Below are 20,811 nucleotides of genomic sequence, written 5' to 3' on the forward strand. Positions count from 1 at the left end.
GGCTATAATAAAGCAATTTTCCCATAAGAGCCATTGAGATGAGTTTATCTGATACAAGATTTATTTTACTAAGGAACTGGTTAAGTCAATATTTCAAGACAGAAGTGTCTATTGAGCTTATTTGTGGGGATGCTAGTTTCCGTCGTTATTTTCGGGTCAAACATTTAGCAAACTCTTATATAGTCTCTGACTCACCCATTAAACTGGTGCCTATCTTACCTTTCATCTATATGGCACAAGCCTATAACAAGGCTGGTTTGATTGCTCCGAAAATCATAGCCCAAGATGATGAGAATGGTTTTGTTCTGCAGTCAGATTTAGGCGATGAGCAGCTTTTAAATCAATTAAATGAACAAACCGTGACGGACTTTTATCGACAAGCCCTGTCTTTATTGCCTCAAGTAGCAAAGGTTACAGCAACTGAAGAGGGCACATTACCTATTTATGATCGAGCGTTTGTTGAAAGGGAACTCGAGATATTTATCGAATGGTTACTAATAAAGCATCTAGATCTTACCTTAACTCAAGAAGATAAAACACTTATCCAGAATGCATTTAATGTACTAGCTTCAAGTGCACTTGAACAACCAAGCGTTGGTATGCACCGTGATTTTCATAGTCGCAATATTTTAGTGGTAGAAAATGGTTTAGGGTTAATTGATTTTCAGGATGCGGTAATAGGGCCTGTTACATATGATGCGGTGTCGCTGCTTAGAGATTGTTATATTAAGTGGCCCACTGAAATCATTGATGTATTAAAACGTGAACACTTTAGTTTGTGCCAGCAACACGCCTTGATTTCTGAGGACGTAACTTTCAATCAATATCAGACTTGGTTTGACTTAATGGGCATACAGCGACACGTTAAAGCTGCAGGTATATTTGCTCGGTTAAATCATCGTGATGGAAAATCAGGATATTTAAAAGATATTCCGTTAACGCTAACTTATATCATTGAAGTTTCAGCTTTGTACCCACAACTTGAAGCCTTTGGTCAATGGGTTGAGCTAAATGTGCTAAGCAAAATATCTGAGGTTTAATAGAAAGCTTGCTTCGCTTCTTTCTTGCGTAAACCCAAAGACAATAAAATTATCAGTACATTAATCACTATATTAATCGATTTCAAAAGAGGTCATCAATGAAAGCCATGATCTTGGCTGCGGGGCGTGGTGAGCGCCTAAGGCCATTAACAGATTCGGTACCCAAACCTCTGGTTAAGGCCGGGGATAAAGCGTTAATTGTCTACCATTTAGAAAAGTTGGCAGCGGCAGGTTTTAAAGACGTCATTATTAACAGTGCTTGGTTAGGTCATAAGTTACCTGAAGCTTTAGGTGATGGCAGTCAGTGGGGGTTAAGTATTCAATATAGCGTTGAAGAAACAGCCTTAGAAACTGCAGGCGGAATAAAACAAGCTATATCCTTACTTGGCACCGAGCCTTTTTTAGTGATTAATGGCGACATTTATATCGATGAACTACCAGGTTTAGAGCATGCTAAAACAGTAATGAAGCGTAATTCAGAATTAGATGCTTTTTTATGGTTAGTTGATAATCCACAGCATAATCCTGACGGAGATTTTGCTATTATTGATAATCAGTTAACAGAATCTACTGACAATAAGCTTACTTATTCGGGCATGGGAATATACCATCCGAAAATGTTTGTTGATATTGCGCCTGGTAAAAGCGCCTTAGGGCCGATATTAAGGCAAAAAATATCGCAACATAAAATCGCTGGAGGCTATAGTGCTTCTTACTGGTGTGATGTCGGCACGGTTGAGCGTTTAGAGAAGTTAACAGATTATATTGAAAGCCTTTAGCGGTTATTAAAAAACCTTAGAGTTAATAAAAGCCTTTAGCGGCTTTTAAAGTCATTAATGAATTCATTTAACCAAGATGCCATTATTATATGAATGTCTTGGTGTTATTTAGTGGGAAGTTTGATGCGTATTTGGGGCAAGTTTTTTGGTTCTATCATTGGTTTTATGTTTGGCAGGTTTTTTGGAGCCCTCATCGGACTATGGTTAGGACATTTATTTGATAAGCGCGCTGGCTTTGCTGACATGCTGCGTAAAGGCCAAGAAAGGCAAGCTCAGTTTTTTAATACTACATTTACCGTGATGGGCCATGTCGCAAAAGCTTCAGGTCATGTTACCGATGTGGATATTCGCATCGCGTCAATGTTAATGGATCAAATGAAGTTAACCGGTGATGCAAGAAGAGATGCGCAAGCCGCTTTTAGAAAAGGCCGTGATGCTGATTTTGATTTAGTACTAACTCTTCGAGAATTTCGTGCGATGACCCAAGGTCGAAATGAAATTCTACAAATGTTTTTGGAAATTCAAATTCAAACTGCCTTGTCTGATGGCGAATTACACAGTAAAGAAAAACAAATATTATCTACAGTTGCCAAAGAGTTAGGATTGGGGCAAGCTCATTTAGATGCGCTTCTTAATCGATGGCAAGCCGAGTTTCATCATCACCAATCTGGTCGTGGAAATACCATGCAACTTGATGATGCTTATTCGATGTTGGGTAAGCAAGAATCGTCTAGTGATCAAGAAATTAAACGGGCTTATCGTAAACTGATGAATGAACATCATCCAGATAAGCTAGTTGCTAAAGGTCTCCCTGAAGAAATGATGGAGCTAGCTAAAGCCAAGGCACAAGACATTCAGTCTGCTTATGAAACAGTTAAAACGTCTAGAGGGATGCGTTAAAGGGTTTTTCAATCTTAAAAATATCAAATAGCTCGAAGAATATAACTCGAGCTATTTCAATGATGATTGTTTGTTGTATATGGAGTTACACATGAAATTAACCGCTATTGCCAGTTTCGTTACTGTTGTCACTACTGTCGCTTTTTCCCTTTCTACCCAAGCTGAAATTTATGTCGCACCATTTGGAGGTTATAGTTTTGGCAGCAGTGAATTCGATATTTCAAATCCTAGTACCGATGAAAGCGGTAAGTTAAAAATCTCAGAGTCAGAACACTATGGCGTGATGATTGGTACCACTACAAAAGATCCTGGCAATATCTATTTTCTTTACAGTACCCAAGCAACTGATCTGAGAGACGGTGCTTTTAGTGATGAAATTTTTAATGAACTCGATGTCGATTATTTTCATGTCGGTGGCAGTTTATATTTCCCCAACGGTAAATTTAAACCGTATGTGACTGTCAGTGTGGGCGCTACTCATATGCGTCCTAGTGGAAATTATTCATCAGAAACGCGTTTTTCTATGGCTTTTGGCGGTGGTGCGGCATTTGAAATTACTCCGCAAGTGGCATTATTTGCCGATGTTAGAGGCTATGCGACATTTGTGAATTCAGATAATACATTCTTTTGTGGCCCTAACGAATGTGTTTGGAACATCTCAGCCGATGTCATGTGGCAAGGACAAGCCAATGTCGGTTTAGAGGTTAAATTTTAAATAGGTGACCGAGCATGAAAATAGTTGTACTTGATGGCTATACCTTAAACCCTGGAGACCTAAATTGGGCGGCATTATCAAAGCTAGGTGATGTTGAGGTTTTTGAGCATAGCCATCATGAGCAAATCATTTCTCGCTGTGAACAAGCGGATATTATTCTCACCAATAAAGCATTAATTACTAATACGGTTATGCAGCAGTGCCCGAAGCTTAAGTATATTGGTGTAACTGCTACAGGCACCAATGTTGTTGATATGAAAGCGGCAACAGCGCGTAATATTGTGGTGACCAATGTGCCTGCTTATGGCCCTGATGCCGTAGCACAGATGGTATTTGCTTTAATCCTTCAACATGCCCAACAAGTGTCTTTGCATGACAGCGCGGTTAAGCAAGGTCAATGGACAAGATCCCGGGATTTTTGTTTCACTTTATCTCCTTTAATGTCGCTCAAAGGAAAAACCATTGGCATTGTGGGCTACGGTGATATTGGTCAACAAGTGACTAAATTAGCACTCGCGTTCAATATGAAGGTGATTATTACTAGTGGTCGAGAAAAGACAGGGTTACCAGATAATGTGACTTGGCTGTCACTTAAGGGGTTGCTGGCACAATCAGATATCATCTCATTACATTGCCCGTTAAATGAGGCCACCGAGAAGATGATAAATGGTGATAGCCTATCTTTGTTAAAAATGGGCGCTTTGCTAGTGAACACTGCACGTGGTGGTCTGATTGATGAAGCGGCATTAGCACAAGCGTTGAATCAGCATCAATTATTCGCCGCTGTTGATGTGCTGTCTACTGAGCCGCCTAGCGATGACAATCCATTATTATCTGCTGATAATATCGTGATTACGCCACACATAGCGTGGGCGACTATTGAGGCTAGACAGAACCTTTTGAATATAGCAGTTGATAATGTGCAGCAATTTTTAAATCATTCACCAGTGAATCAGGTTAACTAGCTATGTCATTGCCAATGTAATTAAAATAAGCAAAAAAGCCTAACGTTAACCGTTAGGCTTTTTACCTTATAAGTACTAGTTTTTAAGACGTAAAGTTAACTTAAAAAATAACCTTAATTTTAGCCGCCGAGCGTTTGGCTTTGGCAATTGATGAATCGATGTCTTTATCTCTTGCAAGTGCAACACCTAATCTTCTGCGCCCATCTATGTCAGGTTTTCCAAATAACTTTATTTGGGTGTCTGATTCTATTAACGCACTTTCAACGCCCTGATATCGAATGTTTTTTGATTGACCTTCAGCTAGAATCACTGCTGAAGCACTGGCGCCGAGTTGTCTAATATCGGCAATAGGCAAACCTAAAATAGCTCTAACATGGAGGGCAAACTCAGAGATATCCTGACTTATTAGCGTTACTAGCCCAGTGTCATGTGGTCGTGGCGATACTTCTGAGAAGTAAACATCATCGCCTTTAATAAATAATTCAACTCCAAATAGACCAAATCCACCTAAAGCTTCAACGACTTGCTCACCAATTTGTTGTGCTTTAGCTATGGCTTTGTTGGACATTGCCTGTGGCTGCCAAGATTCTCGGTAATCCCCATCTTCTTGACGGTGGCCAATAGGATCGCAATAGTGAATGCCGTTGACTGCACTAATGGTGAGTAGGGTAATTTCATAGTCAAAATCAATAAAGCCTTCAACAATGACACGTCCACCACCTGCGCGCCCACCTTCTTGGGCATATTGCCAAGCTTGTTCTATTTGTTGCTCGGTCTTAATAACGCTTTGGCCTTTGCCAGATGAGCTCATGACTGGTTTAACAACACAAGGTAGACCAATTTGTTTAATTGCCGTTTTAAACTCAGTTAATGTATCGCAGAAAAAGTATGGTGACGTTGGGATCCCTAAGGTTTCTGCAGCAAGGCGTCTGATACCTTCTCGGTCCATTGTCAGCTGAGTCGCTTTGGCTGTTGGAATAATATTTATGCCAGTTGCTTCAAGCTCTACGAGGGCTTGGGTCGCGATAGCTTCAATTTCTGGGATCACCATATGTGGTTTTTCGAGTTCAATAACAGCCTTCAAAGCGACTTCATCAAGCATGTTAATCACATGGAATCGATGGGCAACTTGCATTGCTGGCGCATTGGGATAACGGTCAACTCCAATGACTTCAATGCCGAAACGTTGTAGTTCTATGGCAACTTCTTTTCCGAGTTCGCCGCAACCTAGGAGCATCGCTTTAATAGAGCCTTTAGTACCAGCAGTACCAAAGTTGAAAGGAGTATGAGCGTTCATTGTTTTACCTTGTTGGGAAGCTTGTAGGGATTACACTCAAATATTTTATCTTTTATTCGCAGTTGATTGATTAGCAAAGCCTATAAATGTGTAAAGGATCACGTGAAAAGAGTTATTTTTTCAGCGAATAAACAGTGTTTTACAGTTATTTTATTGATGTTCGTATGTTATCTTGAGGTTGTGTTTATGTTTCTTTGTTTGCGATGGAGATGTTTTTAGTTTAAGGCGCTTTTATTTTCAAATGCCATACCTTTAATAGGAGAGTTATATGTTTTTGGATTATTTTGCATTAGGACTACTTTTTTTTGTAGCACTAGTGATTTTTTACGGTGTGATTGCAATTCATGATATTCCCTACGAAATTGCTAAAAAGCGTAATCACCCTCAACAAGATGCATTGCATATTGCTGGCTGGGTTAGTCTTTTTACCATGCATGCTATTTGGCCATTTTTATGGATTTGGGCAACCTTGTATCGTGAAGATAGAGGGTGGGGATTTAGTAATGGTAAAAAGCGAGAGTTAATTCTTGAAGGTGAGGTACGCGAATTAATGGAAAAGGTTGAAGATTTAAATCAGCGCCTAGCCTTTATTGAGACGCCAAAAGCTGACAAGGTTTCAGAAACCACTCCAGATCAACAACCTAAGCAAGAGGTGTAGTCATGGATCTACTACTGATTTTAACTTACACCGCGTTTTGTGTAGCAATATTCAAGATATTTAAGATCCCATTAACCAAATGGACAGTACCGACAGCCGTTTTAGGTGGGATAGTATTAATTGGTACGCTATTGGTATTGATGAACTATAACCATCCATATACCCGTTTTGCGCGTGAATACTTTGTTTCAATTCCTATCAATCCAGCTGTGCGAGGTTTAGTTGTCGAAGTAAATGTTAAGCCGAATGTTCCTGTCAAAAAAGGCGATGTATTATTTAGAATTGACCCAACGCCATTCATTGCTGCAGTGAAGCAAAAGCAAGCTGCTTTAGAAGACGCCAAACAAGCTGTGCCGCAACTAAAGGCTGCATGGGATAGTGCTATTGCAAAAGTCACTCAAGCTGAAGCTAACCGTGATAGAGCAAAGTCTGCCTATGAACGTTATGATGAAGGTAAACGTAAAGGTGGTAAAAACTCACCGTTTTCTGAACTTGAGTTAGACAACAAGCGTCAAACCTACCTTTCTGCTGAAGCACAATTTAAAGCTGCAGAAGCTGATGAGATTCGATACCGCCTTGCTTATGAATCAAATATCGATGGAGTGAATACTGACGTTGCTGTTATTCAGGCTGAACTTGATGAAGCTCAATTTAATCTTGAACGAACAGAAGTAACAGCACCCGTTGATGGTGTTGTCACTCAGATGGCCTTGCGTCCTGGTGTGATGGCTGTGCCTATCCCACTGCGTCCAGCTATGACGTTTATACCTGATGAAGATCGTTATTTTGCGGGAGCATTCTGGCAAAACTCTTTACTGCGATTAAAAGAAGGTGATGAAGCAGAGTTAATTTTAGATGCGATGCCTGGGGTTGTTCATAAAGGTCGCGTTGTAAAAGTATTACCAGCAATGGCGGAAGGTGAACTGCAATTTGGCGGCTCACTGCGTTCTTCAAATGACTTGTTCAATCGTGGTAGGGCGTTAGTGCTTATTGAACTGGAGGATGAAAACGAATTACTTAGAACATTGCCAGCTGGTGTTGCAGGGCAATCGGCTATTTATACCGAGCACTTCACCCATGTATCGATTATTCGAAAAGTCTTATTGCGCATGCAAGGCTGGTTAAATTACTTATTTGCCGAAGGTCATTAGTGAGCCTTTATCGTTATAAGTGTTTGCATTTATGAGTCTTAAGTCATGGGTTTAAGATACAAAAAAAGTCCGCACTAAGCGGACTTTTTATTTCAGCGTCATTTATATCAACGACCGTCAGTATAGTAGCTCAAGCTATTTCGCTTTAGGTACAGGTGGGAATTGTGCCAATATATTACTGATTGTTTTACTTGTTTGGGCAACTTTTTCATCGCCTCCCGATTCAAAATCAAACTCGTCTGTACCACGCCAAATTAACCGATTTTCTTTAGCATCAATAATATCAACCTGGATCACTTGAATTTTAGCGCTATCGCTGCCGATTGGAATTCCCATACTTGTACCGACTCCGACACCACCATGACTACCACTAGTCCCTGTGCCTAGACCGATAGAAAGCCCGGAACTTTTTGGTTTATCCTTAGTTAAAAATGCATAGCTAACTAAGAAATCACTTTGTTCTTGTTGTTCAACAAATCCTTTAGTTGTGAGTGTGGTTCTAATGTTAGCGCGAATACGTTCTGCACTGAGTTGATCGCCTTGATCTGGAGTATCAATAAAATGAAAGCTTTCAAGTTGGCTGAAATCATATTTGGTATCGTAGTCAGAATTACTGTTAGTACTCTTACAAGCGCTTAAGCAAACTATGACCATAAACAACATGAGTAATCTTATTAGCATGGCAATCTCCGTGTGTGGCTGAGTTCATCAAAAATATTCACTATGGCAATAGATGGGTGATGTTCTGCAACGTTTTAAAGCAGCAAATTGATTATAAATTTAAGGGTATAGCTGCGGGTAGTTTAAATAGCTTAATGTAATTTTGTCGGCTAAACCAATCTTAACAGATCTTACATGCTGATTTATTTGATAAATCAGTAAAGATGAATATGCCTTTTTGACAATTTAATGCTAAGTTAGAATAATAAATAACCAATAAATAGTGGGGATATGGAACAGCTCAGTTTTCTCGAAGTACCCAGTCCTTGTATAGGCGTGTGTCAAACTGATGCGCGTGGATATTGTGCGGGTTGTCTTCGAAATAGAGATGAGCGATTTAATTGGCTGCACTTTAGTGATGCACAAAAGCATAATATCATCCGCCTTTGCTTACAGCGTAAGCGTCGTAGGCAATATGCAAAATATAAAGCTCATCAAATTGCAATTAAAGAACAACAGGCTGAAGTTAATCCGCAATTGGATTTTGAACAAGGATCAGAAAAAGAAGAGAAACTCGATTTAGGGGATTTTTCATTAGATTAAATATCAAATCACCATGTCAGCTATTTTTCCTTTAACTTTTCCCGAATGTTTAATTCGACTCTAAGTCTAGCTTTGCTTTTACAAACAAATGTTCACGAGGCCAAATTAAGGTGAATGAAGTATTATTTTCATCACTAACCAGACTCACTCTGCCTTTATGACGATGCATAATCCGCTTGATAATGGCTAAACCTAAACCATGGCCTTTATTGCCTTTATGTTGGGATTTACTGCGATAAAAAGGTTCAAAAAGTTTCTGTTGATCTTCTTGAGGTATTTCTTCGCCGTCATTGACTACCGATAAAAAAACTAATCTCTCATCAAAACTTAAATATAATTCAATACTGGTTTGAGTATAACGTTGAGCATTAGTAACAAGGTTCTGAATCGCACGTTCGACTAATGACGGCTCAGCCATGATGATCATTTCGTCTTGAGAGTAATGGAAATTAATAGGTTTATCACTGAGTGGCATTAAACGGGAAGTGAGCTCTTTTGTCATGCTAATCAGATCGCATTTTTCTAGGGTAGGTTCTTGCTGAACTTCAAGGCTTGCATAGGTAAGCAGCTCTTGCAGTAAGGTTTCCATTTCTTTGATATCGAGTTGCATCTCATCAAGAAATTCTTGTGTCCGTTGGTCGTCACTTTTAGGCTGACAGTACTGGGGTAACAAGGCGAGAGCAAATTTTAATCTGGCCAAGGGGGTTCTTATTTCATGGGAAACCGCATTAGATAAATGTTTTTGGTTCTCAATTAAATCACTAATATGCTGCGCCATATCATTAAAGGTATTAGCCAGCGGAGCGACCTGTGAACTGGCGTTAAGCTCTATTCGAGTATTCCATTTTGCTTCGCCAAAATTTTGGGTGGCTTTCTTTAAGGTTTTTAAATCTTTTGATAGTGGCCAAACCCAAATCAATGCAACAAAGGCTAATGACAAATAAAAGCCTATGGTGAATATGCTACGTAACTGACCGCGAGGATCGATATCAACTGGACCAGCCATTAGTACTTGATCGCCTACAGCAATGAATTGTAATTCATGGCTTTTATCGGCAGTGGTAGTAATGATTTGATTGTTTGAAAATACCACATCACCGCTTAAGGCAATTTCATTCTGTTCGAATAATTGTAATGGGTAGGGGTATTGTTTATTGATGAGCTTTAAGTGATCTTGGCGATCTGCTTTAGGTTGCTGTGCAAGGAGTAATGCAAAAGCAATCAAAGGTGAGTCAATATTATCGTTATCTTCGACTTGTTGTTGCCAGAGGCTATCTAATGTCCAGCCTATACCTAAAAAGCTTAAGCTTAGTAATAGGTATAGGCTGATGAAGAGTCTTTTCAAAGTCTTCTATAACCCGATTAATTATTCCACGCTTCCGGCGCGAATAAGTAACCTTGTCCCCAAACAGTTTTAATTCTGAATGGTGTTTCGATGCTATCGCCTAATTTTTTACGTAAGCGAGAAATACGCACATCAATTTTTCTATCTTTACCATCAAAATCGATGTTAAGCAGGTATTGATATATATATTGGCGGCTTAACACTTGTCCAGCTTGTGATGCTAATAACCACAATAATTCAAACTCGTGGCTTGTAAGGTCGACCTCTGTATTACCTAAGCGAATTGCTTGAGTGTGTGGATCGATGCTTAATTTACCAAAGCTTAAGCAGTGAGACTCAGGTTTTGAAGGTTGAGCCTGACGACGTAGTAAATTATTGATACGAGCAACTAATAAGCTAGGATCTACTGGCTTAACTACGTAATCATCAGCACCTAACTCTAAGCCTTTGATTTGATCTTCAGGAGAGCCTAAAGCGCTCATTAATAAAATTGGACCTGCAAAATAGTCAGGTAATTTTTCACACAGGCTTAATCCATCAAGTCCAGGTAGCATGATATCAAGTAAGATGATGTCAGGCTTGTAACTAATTAATCGTGTTAAAACGGTATCGCCACGTCGTTCGACTTCAACGTGCATATCGTGTGACTTAAGGTAGTCCACAATTAAGTTGGCAAGACGAATGTCATCTTCGACCAACAAAACTCTATGAGTTGATGGGGGGGTAGCCATTAAAATAAACTCCAAGGGTTACGGTAACGTCTGCGAACTTTACGTTCAGACGTTGTGGTGATTTTTAGGATTACGTCCGCCAATTCATTATTATTATTTTTATTTATTAAGACAAAATGAATGTCTTTATTTGTTTTTACTGATATTTGCAATGAGTGTTCATCAGTTGAATCACTACACCACCGAGTCAAAGGTTGGTAATTTGATGTAATACAAACCAACTCCTCAGTTTCGACCTGCCAATTTAGCTCAATGTCAATTTCACATATGTTGCCACCTGCATCAATAAGACATAAACGAGGGGTAGCCGAAAGCTGTGCTTGCCCGATAAGCGTATCAGCTTTGGCAAAGAAAGCACTAAAAATCAGTATTAATATACCGAAAAGGTGATAGACCCTATGTTCTTTAAGGAACAAGTTTAGAACCTATATGCAGCTCCAACGAAATAGGAGCTAGAATAATCTTCATTAATAATTGGGCTGTCGATAATTTCATCAGCTAATTGAGTGTAACGTGCAGCAATTAATAGGTCCCAACGTGCCGAAAGGCTGTAACGCGTCGTGAGTTCTACTGCACTACTCCAACCTGAATCTGGTTGATATTCTTCGCTCCAGTATGCATTTTCACTGGCTCGAACACCATAGTAATAATCAATAACTTCTGAACTTTTCCACTCTGATTTTAAGGTGAAATCAAAGCGCCAATCACTGATCGCGAGCGAATAGTTCCAACTAACATTCACTTCTTGTCCATTGTGGACGTTTAATAAGTCATGGGCAGCGGCAAGTTTTAGGACACCAAACCTGCCATACCAGAAAAGCTCTGCACCACCATATACGGTGAAGTTTCTACTTTCAAGTTCATTTAAAACAATAGGTTGGCTAACGTCTTGTATTCCGAACCCCCCAATAGTAGGTAGGTCAGTGTGAGCGTCAACATTTGCTGATTGTGGCAAGAAAATATTAGATGGATCCCAGCGATAGAAAAAAGCACGTTCGTCGCTATAACTTGTCGCTAGATTTATCGTAAAACTCTCTTGTTCGGTTAAAGTGTAACCAAAATTGAAATTATCAAAAAACCAGCTTTCACCGTAATAAGCTATTGATGGGATTACATAAAGAGGGATATCGTCATAGTCAGTAATGGGGTTGGTTTTGTTGCCGTAGCCGAAAGCGATACTGATATCCCATTCTCCGACGACAACGCAATCGCCATTCTCTTGGCAAGGCTCGTCTGCCATTACAGGTGTAATGGGTAAAATTAACACTAAAAAGACGACAAAAATTCGATACATCAAAGACAAGCAACCTATTTATATCAACATTAAAACAGCTAATAACTGCGACTTTATCACTAAATCGGGGTTGGAAAAATTGCTTTAATTAATTTGATACAAACTGATACTTATGATTCTTGAATGTTATGGGTGTTGTTAGGTGTATTGTTTTTGGCTAAATTAATGTTTTTAAAGGTTATAGGTTGTCTTTGGTTAATTCTGTTTTCGCTAGCGAGTGCTGTCGTTGATATCCCATTTCGATTAATTGAGCATTGACGCAATCAGATACAAATTGTTGCTTCTCAATGGGGTCAATCTGTTCTTCTGCTGCGATTTTACTGCAAGAGTCAGTCAAAGAAACTAGGGTATCTTTCGGTGCTTCAATTCCATTTGCATGAGCCAAGGTGGTGAATAAAGCCGCTGAGAGTACTACAGCGTATAAAGTGGTTAACAATAATGAATGTTTCATAGCGCGTCCTTTAAGAGAACTTATTATTAATATTACTTGGATTTAAACTTGCTCAGTCAGTGACTTTTATATTTGCCTACAAACTGAGCAGTTTATTAGTCTTGTACGAAGAAAATTAGTTCACTTTTAATTTAATAAATTCTATTGCAGCCTCATTTAAACAGCGCTTTGATACATAATGTTTAAGTTTTTCAGTAGTTAATAAGAAACCTTGCTCAGTTTCTTGACCACGATATATTTCGGTCCACTTAAGTAAATGATCAATATAAGCTGACTTAGAATGAATGCCTTGCTCATTAATTGTAATTATCACAGGGTTATTGGCAGACTTACTGATAAGTTGTCTCATTAACCACCAAGCACGATTAAACCTTACTTGAAGCCCTTCAACAGCTCCTAGGCCGATAAAGAAGTATGCAAGGTAAGGAGTGACATCAGTTTGAGTCATTAAAAAACCTGCCACTATAAATACTGCAGCTTTTACATATCGTTTTGGGCTGTGACTAATAACAACTGACTGGTCAAATGTTTCAGCAAAGTGAGACTTATCTAGAATATATTCTTTAGAAAAACTAAAACCGATATCAGTTAAGTTATCGGTTTTTGATGAAGGGCTTGTATTGCTAGCAGACATATCGCGCTCATTATCAACTTTAATGAAGCAATTATAATGTCGAAGTGATCGATTTGACTAATTTTTCCTGCAACTCAATTTGTTCAAGCTCGGTTAATTGTGAGCCATGTTGGTTGGATAAAGCAAAAACATTATCTGCACGTTCACCTACGGTACTGATAGCTGCAGAGTGGATATTAAGGTCCAGAGTTCTAAATGCACTGGCAATTTGTCCCATAAACTCATGGGTTTCCAACGCTAAAATATGCACTAGAGTCCGATCAGCCTTTTTGGAGTGGATAAACTCAATAGTCGGTTTATTGTCAAAGTTTTTAGTGTGCCTTGAAGGGCGATTTTTAGGTGGTGACATATTGTCATCTAAAATTTGGCGTAACTTTTTAGTGACCTGCTTACGTCTTTGGGCACTAAAAATAGGCTTGCCATCAAAGTCGAGCACTTTAAAGGCTTCTACCACATAACCATCTTTCGTTTTTGAGATTTGTGCTTGGTTAACGGAAATTTTTAGAGTCGATAAGGTGTTGAACAAAGAAATAAATAATCCCGGTCTATCCTTAGTGTACACAAACACATCACTACAGCCTTTTACACTACTGTCGTCGAGTAAAATGAGTGAAGGAGGTTCGCTAGCTTCATCCTGTGTCGTTAACTGGTGCTCGTGCTCCAACTCGTGAGCTAGAATCCCAAGGGTATACTTGGCAATTTCGGTGGGAATCGCATTACTGAAAAAGGACAATGGCAAACGTTTCCATAACTTATTAATGGCGACGAGTTGAGTGTCATTGGGATCTATTAAACCTAGGGCTTCTTGTTTGTGCTCTCTGACTACGGTTCTGAGCTGTAGTACATTTTCAAGACCATTACGTAGCGCTTTACGCGTCGCAAAGTATAAGTCAGTCAGTAAACTCGCTTTCCAATCATTCCACAAATCATCATTGGTGGCTTGGATATCTGCCACAGTCAAGCAGTAGAGTGCATCAAGCTTGGTAATACTGCCAACGGATTTAGCAAAGGTTTTAACCACTTCAGGGTCGTGAATATCCATCCGCTGAGAGGTAATCGACATTAATAAGTGCTGCTCAACTAACCAGCTGATTAATTGTTGTTGCGATGTTTTAAGGCCATGGAACTTGGCAAACAATTTGGCATCAACTGCACCTAGTTCGCTGTGGTCTCCTCCGCGACCTTTAGCGAGGTCATGAAACAATGCGGCAAACAGAATCGATTCTTTAGCCTGAAAACGCTCAAAAATATCAGCCGCCAATTTTTGATCCGCTGAGACATTATCTTGAGTGAGCTTATAAAGGTTTTTGAGCAATTTATGGGTATGCTCATCGACTGTATAGGCATGAAATAAATCAAATTGCATTTGACCGACAACTTCACGCCACTGAGGTAAATATGAGGCTAAGATACCATGTTGGTGCATTAAGGTGATGGCCAAACCCATGCCGTGTGGGTGTTTAAACAGGCTAACCAATAGTTCTCTGCAGACTTGGTAATCTTGTAAGTCACCCATTAATCGACGACGTACTTGTCTTAATAAACGCAGTGTTTCCGGTGTGATACCAGTGACTTTTTCATGGTGAATTGCGATGTAATTAAACATCGACATAATTTGTGAACGGTCAATGAAAACATCTTGATTTTCAGCATGAATTTGGCCGTTATATATTTGGAAATTCTCATTAATTTCGATAATGTCTGGTTTTTTCTGCGGTACAATTTCACGCTCGAAATAAGCCATTAGCATTAGGTTTAATTCACGGATACGTTTCATTGCCCTGAACAATTGACGCATCATTTTCTCAATGGCGATATTTCCGCTATCACCAAAACCTTGCAGGCGTGCAACCTCAGCTTGATGTTGAAGTAATAAACGGTTTTCTGAACGATTAGATGCTTGATGAAGGGCAAAGCGTACTCGCCAAATGAAGTTCTGACACTCCATTAATTCGGCATATTCATCGTCAGTAAGGAACTTAAGTCGGCGTAAATCTTTTAAATCATCAATGGAGAAATGCTTTCTGGCTATCCAAGTGATGGTTTGGATGTCTCGCATGCCACCGGGGCTATTTTTTAAATTGGGTTCAATATTAAAGGCAGTGCCTTGAGCCTTATTATGACGAACCTTTTGTTCATCATATTTGGCAATAAAAAAAGCCTCGCTTGACCAAACTGTTTCACCATAAAGCTTACTAATCACCTGATGTTGATGGTTTTCGTGGCCACAGATATGTCTTATTTCTAGCAATGTTGTAGCAATGGTGACGTCTTCGGTACATGCAAGGTAAGTATCATCTAATCGCCTAACTGCGTGACCTAAATCTAAGCCTAAGTCCCATAATTGGGTTAAAAAATCACTTAAGGTGCTAGCATCGGTTGCGGACAAATCTGCATCGTGAATAATACAAATATCAATATCGGAAAAGGGGTGAAGGGTTTTACGGCCATAGCCGCCAACGGCATTAAGGGAAATAGTGTCTGTTTCAAACTGAAATGCTTGCCAGAGATGATTAAGTAATATGTCGAAAAACTGCGCTCGATGCTGCAGAATTTCAGCGATAGAACAACTGCTGATTTGCTGTTCTAACCAGGTATCAAACTCAGCAATGGCCTGTTTAAGTTCTACGATGGTCATTTCTGGCTGTAAAATCGGATAAGCTGGTTGCAAAGACATGTTACTCCTTATTGTTTTGCTCACAAACAGAGTATTCGATCTAGTTTGGTAACTCAAACGATGCCTTAAAATGATTATGAATAAGTTAATTCTTTTAACTAGTTAAATGAGAATAAATTATTAATGCGCAGTAAAAGAAGCCGATTAGACCAGTTCATTGCACAGAAACTGCAGATCTCTAAAAAAGCGGTTCGCCAGCTATTGCTTGCAAATAGAGTTGAGCTTGATGGGCTGATTTGTAAGTCCGTGGATCAGCAGATTAATGAGTTCAGCCAAATTTGCTTTGATGGCAATTGGTTGCAGCGTAATAAACGCCAGTATTATATGTTGAATAAACCCATAGGGGTGGTCAGTGCCACTAAAGATGATATTCACCCTACGGCGTTATCTTTACTTTATGGCATAGAGCCTGAACTACTTCATATTGCGGGGCGATTAGACTTAAATTCAACTGGGCTGCTATTAATCACTAATGACAGTCAATGGTCGCAAGCTTTAATGGCGCCTGAGACCAAAGTAGACAAACAATACCTAGTGACATTAGCTAACCCGATTGATGATACTTATGTCAGTGCTTTTGCTGAAGGTATGTACTTTGGTTATGAAGATATAACGACTAAGCCCGCAAGACTAGAGCCTGTTAATGATTTTCAGGCAAGAGTGACTTTACAGGAAGGTAAATATCATCAAATAAAACGTATGTTTGGTCGCTTTCGCAATCCTGTAGTAGGCCTTCATAGGGAGTCTATTGGTGATATTATTTTAGACTCGACATTAAAGTCTGGAGAGTATCGTCATTTAAATAAAAAAGAGGTTTAAATGAAATAAAGCTGTTAACTTAAGCTTAATTGAAACTGAAGAATGCAGAGTTAGATCAAATTACTGTGTAAATTTTCATGCTACCTTCTATTGAATTAATCATTTTTAGGTATTGGCATGGATATAAAAGCCTTAAAAAAGATCAGTGAATTGGATGTATTCAGTTTATTAGTGTTTAAAATTATCTATGAAACTGGCTTTGCTAATCTTGCCGCCAAAGAACTCAGTGTATCGGCGCCCAAAATAAGCCGCTGCTTAACGTCTTTGAGACTGACCTTTGACGACGAATTGTTTTATCGTCGCCAACAAGGCTTAAAACCGACCGCACTTGCTGAGCATTTATATCTCCCGATTTGTGAATTTTGTGAATCTGCCTCAAATATAGAAAGAATAGCTTGTGCAGGTAATAAAACTAATTCATCTAATGTGCTTAATATTGCAGTGACGCCAATTATCATGACGTCACTTGCTATGTCATTAGGCCGTGAAGAAGTTATGGATGTATTAGGTAAGGTTAGGGTACATCTGTGGAATGAAAACTCAGAAGAAAAAATTCACCAAGGGGATATTGATCTTGGCATTAATTTCGGCGCAGCTTGCGCGACAGAGTTAGAATCAGAAATCATCGGTGTATCAGAGTCAACTTCGATAGTTGCCCGTCGTAACCACCCCATTTGGGAAAGTGGGCATATAAGTTTGGAAGACATAGCCAATCATCCTTTCTTGATACTTGAAGGCAAAGGTTTTAATGATAAATTAGACCCTTTTCAGATTTACTGTCGTCAATCTGGAATTGAACCCCCAAGTATCAGTAGAGCGACCTCGATTTCAGAGTGGTTTTGTCATTTACTCACTATGAGAAGCTTTAGTTTTATGTCTACCGCAGAATCACAGATATTGGCAAAAATTGAAGAAATTAGAGTAGAAAAACTGCCTGCTTATGAAAGGCAAAAACTTGTAGGAAAGTGTTTAGTACCTGAATATAACCTTATTGAACGCTCAACGCCGTATCGTCGGTATTGTGAGAAAAGCAGAGCGATTATTGTGGAATCTTTGAAGCAGATAATTAGCTTATAATTTTCTCTATTAAAACACTATTTTTGAGCTAAACTATAGTCGTATTTACGAGTTGATAAATTAGAGCGAAGGCATATTGCCTTCGCTTTTTTTATTTCAATTTTTAAATGTGAAAAAAGATTAATTGATCTCAATCAATTTAATAAAACCATATAGTTATGTAAATTTCACATTTGAAAATTGCCAACCTCGAATTGTAAAATTCTGTGTCAAGAATCTTCAAATTTCAATCACAAATGTAGCACAATATTAATACATCTAAAGAGGTATCTTTTATATTTGAACGACTGCGAACGCAGAGTCAAATACCTTAAAAAATGGGATACGATGATGAAAAATTATAAAAAGTCGATACTTGCAGCGGCATTGATGACAGCCGTTGGGCTAACAGGCTGTAGTGATGGCGAAGATGGGCAAGATGGACAAGATGGTGCTCCTGGGCAAGATGGCGAACCAGGTACATCCATTGGTAATGTCGTTGATACAGTTGATGCAGCTACTGATTTTGTGCTGACAGTTGCACCAGAAGATATCGTGGTTGTAGGCAGTGAAGATTTTGCAGTTAAATTTACCGCAACAGGTAAAAATGCGAAAGGTGAAGAATTACCTTTTACCGGATTAGATCAAGTAGCGTTTTATGTGATGAATCAAGCGGCTAATGATACCGATACCGGTGCACCCATTTTATGGGAAAGCAATGGTTTAGCGAATGACTTTAGCTATAGCATGTATTGTACGCTTACCGGTACTGCTGATTCTTGGGGGACAGAGGTTGATGCCTGTACTTTAGTTGAAGATGAAGCCAATCCTGGTACATACACCGGTACTTGGGAGCATGATGGCAATGCACCGATAGTACTTGAAAACGGTGATGCAAATAGCCTTCATCGCGTCATGGTTCGTACCTACAATGTTGTAGATAGTTCAGGTACTGCTATTTCAGACAAATTACTTTCTACTCCAATTGACTTCATTCCTGCAACTGGTGAGATTGCGATTTCAGAAAAAGATTCTGTATCTAATGCTGCATGTATTAAGTGTCATGGCCAATTAGACGGTTATGATGATGCTGACGCACGTATAGGTAATATTGATGCTCATCATAACTACCAAAAAGTAGAGAATTGTGTTGCGTGTCATAACCCTGCTTATGCTGGTGGCGAAGATGACCCAACAGTGGGTTGGAATGCTAACTGGAATGCAATGATCCATACACTTCATGCTGGTCATCATCTTGATCTTGAAGGTGAAGCTGAAGAAATGTTTGGTGAAATTGGTTTCCCTGCTGAGCTGAATGAATGTACTACATGTCATGACAGTGGTACTCAGTGGAATGATAATGTCTACGCTGAAGCGTGTGTGTCTTGTCATACAGATGTTGACTTTGAAACAGGTGATGGTCACTTAGGTATTGTGCCTGAAAGTGATGCGGCTTGTTCTGGTTGTCATGGTGCGGGTAGCTTAAGCCCACTGGAAGCTCATGGTGTCGGTGATAGAGCTGTGTTATCTGATAAATTCATCATTGATATCCAATCTGCAGTTGTTGAAGATTCTGAAGTTGATGGCATGAGCACATTAGTTGTTACCTCTGAAGTGAGCATGAATGGCGAGCTACTGGACGCAACAACATACGCTGCAATGGCTGACTACATGACTAATAGTGGACGTGGTCTGTTAATTGGTACTCTTAATGCCGATACTGGTGCACTTACCCATGGTTATGGCGCTGATGGTGGCTTTAAGATGGACTTTGTTGGCGGCGTAATGAGCGCTGATGGCATTGTAGTCAACGAGGCTGAATTTGCTACTGACTTATTAGTAGGGCCAATTTACGCGACTGCTGAAGTACAGTTATGTGGCGCTGATGGCGAAATTGTTACGTGTACAACCGATGACGATGGCAACATTGAAGAAACCGGTGTCGCTAACCAAGCTGAAACTAAGTACTTTAACTTAACAGATGGTGACGCTGCGGTTGAAATGCGCCTTGCAGATGCTGATCGCACATCAATTAGCGAAGCTAAGTGTAATGCTTGTCATGGTAACCTGACTCATGTGAAAAGTACTCACGGTGTAACTGAGTTTACCCAATGTGCTTATTGTCATAGTGAGAACTTAGGTGGCTCTCCAAGCTATCATCCAACTGCAGTTTATAAGACGGATGAAGTTGATGCTGACGGTAATGCTATATGGGGCACAGTTGAAGGGTTATCTTTTGCTAACCGTGATCTTGTAACCGTATCTCACCGCTTCCATGCTGGTTATTTTGATGGCACACCTGCAATTTACCGTGATGCCGATGGCGAACTAAATGGTTACTCAGCGCCTTTAAATAACTGTAATTCATGTCATAAAGACGATAGCACATTATTTGCTGCTGACGGTGGATTGACATCTGGTAAGCGCTCTGTTGAAACTGACGCAGGCTTTATCTCTCCAATCTCTGAAGCTTGTCGTAGTTGTCACGTTAGCGCTTCTGCTTTAGCTCACTTCAAGAGTAATGGCGCATACGTTCAAGACGAACCAGGTTCAGTTGTTGATTTACCTGTTGAATCTTGTTCAACCTGTCACGCTGAAGGTAAGACTTATGGTGTAGATGTCATGCACTCAGGCACTAGTCATTAATCAATCGCGTTTTGTAAGCGTTAGCATTTCCTGTTATTCCTGGAAGAGGCAGTGAAATGTAAAAAGGAGCCGTAAGGCTCCTTTTTTATTTACATAAATTAAACCTTTATTGATGATTACTATCAAACCACCATGGATTTATTGCATTAATAAATGGCAGGAAATGTAATCAGTAACTTTTCATTTCTGATGTTCATTTTTGTGATTAAGTACAAGAATCGTCACTCATGGCTTCACTTATTTAGGGGGTTCTAAACTAGTTAAGTACATATATCTGTAACAGGTGTCACGATTTATTTAATTTAGTGATAACAAGCAAGTATTGGCATCAGTTGCTTGGTTGTTTGCGCACGTTAATATGCAAATTATTGAATTTAATGTGTATAAATT

The 20,811-nt window shown here is 39.4% G+C and carries 20 protein-coding genes; 11 read left to right on the plus strand and 9 right to left on the minus strand.

The window, feature by feature from the left end; genetic code table 11:
• The first annotated feature begins 38 nt into the window (after positions 1–38).
• The 5 genes from K5Q58_RS00520 (at position 39) to K5Q58_RS00540 (ending at position 4,399) form a co-directional block, all read left to right on the plus strand.
• Positions 39–1,040, plus strand: a complete 1,002-nt coding sequence (locus K5Q58_RS00520) for an aminoglycoside phosphotransferase family protein (RefSeq protein ID WP_259651183.1) — start codon at positions 39–41, stop codon at positions 1,038–1,040.
• A 98-nt stretch (positions 1,041–1,138) separates the two neighbouring features.
• Positions 1,139–1,819 (plus strand): N-acetylmuramate alpha-1-phosphate uridylyltransferase MurU, encoded by a 681-nt coding sequence (gene murU / locus K5Q58_RS00525; protein ID WP_220751517.1) that lies wholly within the window; start codon positions 1,139–1,141, stop codon positions 1,817–1,819.
• A 123-nt stretch (positions 1,820–1,942) separates the two neighbouring features.
• Complete coding sequence (djlA, locus tag K5Q58_RS00530; protein WP_220751519.1) at positions 1,943–2,719, plus strand: co-chaperone DjlA; 777 nt, start codon at positions 1,943–1,945, stop codon at positions 2,717–2,719.
• Between the two features lie 91 nt (positions 2,720–2,810).
• Positions 2,811–3,434 carry an outer membrane protein gene (locus K5Q58_RS00535; RefSeq protein ID WP_220751521.1) on the plus strand — a complete coding sequence of 208 codons (624 nt, stop codon included), beginning with the start codon at positions 2,811–2,813 and terminating at the stop codon, positions 3,432–3,434.
• A 14-nt stretch (positions 3,435–3,448) separates the two neighbouring features.
• Positions 3,449–4,399 carry a D-2-hydroxyacid dehydrogenase gene (locus K5Q58_RS00540; RefSeq protein ID WP_220751523.1) on the plus strand — a complete coding sequence of 317 codons (951 nt, stop codon included), beginning with the start codon at positions 3,449–3,451 and terminating at the stop codon, positions 4,397–4,399.
• Positions 4,400–4,499: 100 nt separating this feature from the next.
• Here the strand turns inward: K5Q58_RS00540 and purT are convergent, their stop codons facing one another.
• The gene (gene purT, locus K5Q58_RS00545) at positions 4,500–5,696 is read right to left on the minus strand and encodes a formate-dependent phosphoribosylglycinamide formyltransferase (protein WP_220751525.1); all 1,197 of its coding nucleotides are present in this window, start codon (positions 5,694–5,696) and stop codon (positions 4,500–4,502) included.
• Between the two features lie 268 nt (positions 5,697–5,964).
• Here purT and K5Q58_RS00550 point away from each other — a divergent pair, with 268 nt between their 5' ends.
• Entirely contained in the window at positions 5,965–6,354 is a 390-nt protein-coding gene (locus tag K5Q58_RS00550) for a DUF3302 domain-containing protein (protein WP_220751527.1), read from the plus strand.
• 2 nt (positions 6,355–6,356) lie between these two features.
• Complete coding sequence (locus K5Q58_RS00555; protein WP_220751529.1) at positions 6,357–7,505, plus strand: HlyD family secretion protein; 1,149 nt, start codon at positions 6,357–6,359, stop codon at positions 7,503–7,505.
• 135 nt (positions 7,506–7,640) lie between these two features.
• Here the strand turns inward: K5Q58_RS00555 and K5Q58_RS00560 are convergent, their stop codons facing one another.
• Positions 7,641–8,186 (minus strand): DUF4136 domain-containing protein, encoded by a 546-nt coding sequence (locus K5Q58_RS00560; protein ID WP_220751531.1) that lies wholly within the window; start codon positions 8,184–8,186, stop codon positions 7,641–7,643.
• A gap of 270 nt (positions 8,187–8,456) precedes the next feature.
• Here K5Q58_RS00560 and K5Q58_RS00565 point away from each other — a divergent pair, with 270 nt between their 5' ends.
• A complete protein-coding gene (locus tag K5Q58_RS00565; protein WP_220751533.1) occupies positions 8,457–8,768 on the plus strand; it encodes a DUF1289 domain-containing protein in 312 nt (103 codons plus the stop codon).
• Between the two features lie 49 nt (positions 8,769–8,817).
• Here K5Q58_RS00565 and K5Q58_RS00570 read toward each other — a convergent pair whose 3' ends face one another.
• The 7 genes from K5Q58_RS00570 to glnD form a co-directional block, all read right to left on the minus strand.
• Complete coding sequence (locus K5Q58_RS00570) at positions 8,818–10,113, minus strand: ATP-binding protein (RefSeq protein ID WP_220751534.1); 1,296 nt, start codon at positions 10,111–10,113, stop codon at positions 8,818–8,820.
• A 17-nt stretch (positions 10,114–10,130) separates the two neighbouring features.
• On the minus strand, positions 10,131–10,844 hold the full coding sequence (locus K5Q58_RS00575) for a winged helix-turn-helix domain-containing protein (protein ID WP_055024304.1): 714 nt from the start codon (positions 10,842–10,844) through the stop codon (positions 10,131–10,133).
• Positions 10,844–11,260 (minus strand): DUF3019 domain-containing protein, encoded by a 417-nt coding sequence (locus K5Q58_RS00580; RefSeq protein ID WP_220751537.1) that lies wholly within the window; start codon positions 11,258–11,260, stop codon positions 10,844–10,846. The genes K5Q58_RS00575 and K5Q58_RS00580 overlap by 1 nt, the downstream gene beginning before the upstream one ends.
• A gap of 2 nt (positions 11,261–11,262) precedes the next feature.
• Positions 11,263–12,138 carry a MipA/OmpV family protein gene (locus tag K5Q58_RS00585; protein WP_220751538.1) on the minus strand — a complete coding sequence of 292 codons (876 nt, stop codon included), beginning with the start codon at positions 12,136–12,138 and terminating at the stop codon, positions 11,263–11,265.
• 178 nt (positions 12,139–12,316) lie between these two features.
• Entirely contained in the window at positions 12,317–12,589 is a 273-nt protein-coding gene (locus tag K5Q58_RS00590) for a hypothetical protein (protein WP_220751540.1), read from the minus strand.
• A gap of 115 nt (positions 12,590–12,704) precedes the next feature.
• The gene (locus K5Q58_RS00595) at positions 12,705–13,223 is read right to left on the minus strand and encodes a YcxB family protein (RefSeq protein ID WP_220751543.1); all 519 of its coding nucleotides are present in this window, start codon (positions 13,221–13,223) and stop codon (positions 12,705–12,707) included.
• A 31-nt stretch (positions 13,224–13,254) separates the two neighbouring features.
• On the minus strand, positions 13,255–15,900 hold the full coding sequence (glnD, locus tag K5Q58_RS00600; protein WP_220751545.1) for a [protein-PII] uridylyltransferase: 2,646 nt from the start codon (positions 15,898–15,900) through the stop codon (positions 13,255–13,257).
• 123 nt (positions 15,901–16,023) lie between these two features.
• Here glnD and K5Q58_RS00605 point away from each other — a divergent pair, with 123 nt between their 5' ends.
• The 3 genes from K5Q58_RS00605 (at position 16,024) to K5Q58_RS00615 (ending at position 20,421) form a co-directional block, all read left to right on the plus strand.
• Positions 16,024–16,719 carry a 16S rRNA pseudouridine(516) synthase gene (locus K5Q58_RS00605; protein ID WP_220751547.1) on the plus strand — a complete coding sequence of 232 codons (696 nt, stop codon included), beginning with the start codon at positions 16,024–16,026 and terminating at the stop codon, positions 16,717–16,719.
• A gap of 117 nt (positions 16,720–16,836) precedes the next feature.
• Positions 16,837–17,796, plus strand: coding sequence for a LysR family transcriptional regulator (locus K5Q58_RS00610; protein WP_220751549.1), 960 nt, complete (start codon positions 16,837–16,839; stop codon positions 17,794–17,796).
• Positions 17,797–18,126: 330 nt separating this feature from the next.
• Entirely contained in the window at positions 18,127–20,421 is a 2,295-nt protein-coding gene (locus K5Q58_RS00615) for an OmcA/MtrC family decaheme c-type cytochrome (protein ID WP_220751551.1), read from the plus strand.
• Positions 20,422–20,811 lie beyond the last annotated feature (390 nt).

Source organism: Shewanella sp. KT0246 (genome assembly GCF_019654955.1).
Taxonomy (GTDB): Bacteria; Pseudomonadota; Gammaproteobacteria; order Enterobacterales; family Shewanellaceae; genus Shewanella; species Shewanella goraebulensis.

Bases quoted from the DNA above. Each gene is read 5' to 3' on its own strand.
- K5Q58_RS00555 (WP_220751529.1), top strand. From the start codon at position 6,357: ATGGATCTACTACTGATTTTAACTTACACCGCGTTTTGTGTAGCAATA.
- K5Q58_RS00595 (WP_220751543.1), bottom strand. From the start codon at position 13,223: ATGTCTGCTAGCAATACAAGCCCTTCATCAAAAACCGATAACTTAACT.
- K5Q58_RS00615 (WP_220751551.1), top strand. From the start codon at position 18,127: ATGAAAAATTATAAAAAGTCGATACTTGCAGCGGCATTGATGACAGCC.
- K5Q58_RS00575 (WP_055024304.1), bottom strand. From the start codon at position 10,844: ATGGCTACCCCCCCATCAACTCATAGAGTTTTGTTGGTCGAAGATGAC.
- K5Q58_RS00535 (WP_220751521.1), top strand. From the start codon at position 2,811: ATGAAATTAACCGCTATTGCCAGTTTCGTTACTGTTGTCACTACTGTC.
- K5Q58_RS00540 (WP_220751523.1), top strand. From the start codon at position 3,449: ATGAAAATAGTTGTACTTGATGGCTATACCTTAAACCCTGGAGACCTA.
- purT (WP_220751525.1), bottom strand. From the start codon at position 5,696: ATGAACGCTCATACTCCTTTCAACTTTGGTACTGCTGGTACTAAAGGC.
- K5Q58_RS00605 (WP_220751547.1), top strand. From the start codon at position 16,024: ATGCGCAGTAAAAGAAGCCGATTAGACCAGTTCATTGCACAGAAACTG.
- K5Q58_RS00585 (WP_220751538.1), bottom strand. From the start codon at position 12,138: ATGTATCGAATTTTTGTCGTCTTTTTAGTGTTAATTTTACCCATTACA.
- glnD (WP_220751545.1), bottom strand. From the start codon at position 15,900: ATGTCTTTGCAACCAGCTTATCCGATTTTACAGCCAGAAATGACCATC.
- K5Q58_RS00610 (WP_220751549.1), top strand. From the start codon at position 16,837: ATGGATATAAAAGCCTTAAAAAAGATCAGTGAATTGGATGTATTCAGT.
- murU (WP_220751517.1), top strand. From the start codon at position 1,139: ATGAAAGCCATGATCTTGGCTGCGGGGCGTGGTGAGCGCCTAAGGCCA.
- K5Q58_RS00565 (WP_220751533.1), top strand. From the start codon at position 8,457: ATGGAACAGCTCAGTTTTCTCGAAGTACCCAGTCCTTGTATAGGCGTG.
- K5Q58_RS00520 (WP_259651183.1), top strand. From the start codon at position 39: ATGAGTTTATCTGATACAAGATTTATTTTACTAAGGAACTGGTTAAGT.
- K5Q58_RS00590 (WP_220751540.1), bottom strand. From the start codon at position 12,589: ATGAAACATTCATTATTGTTAACCACTTTATACGCTGTAGTACTCTCA.
- djlA (WP_220751519.1), top strand. From the start codon at position 1,943: ATGCGTATTTGGGGCAAGTTTTTTGGTTCTATCATTGGTTTTATGTTT.
- K5Q58_RS00550 (WP_220751527.1), top strand. From the start codon at position 5,965: ATGTTTTTGGATTATTTTGCATTAGGACTACTTTTTTTTGTAGCACTA.
- K5Q58_RS00560 (WP_220751531.1), bottom strand. From the start codon at position 8,186: ATGCTAATAAGATTACTCATGTTGTTTATGGTCATAGTTTGCTTAAGC.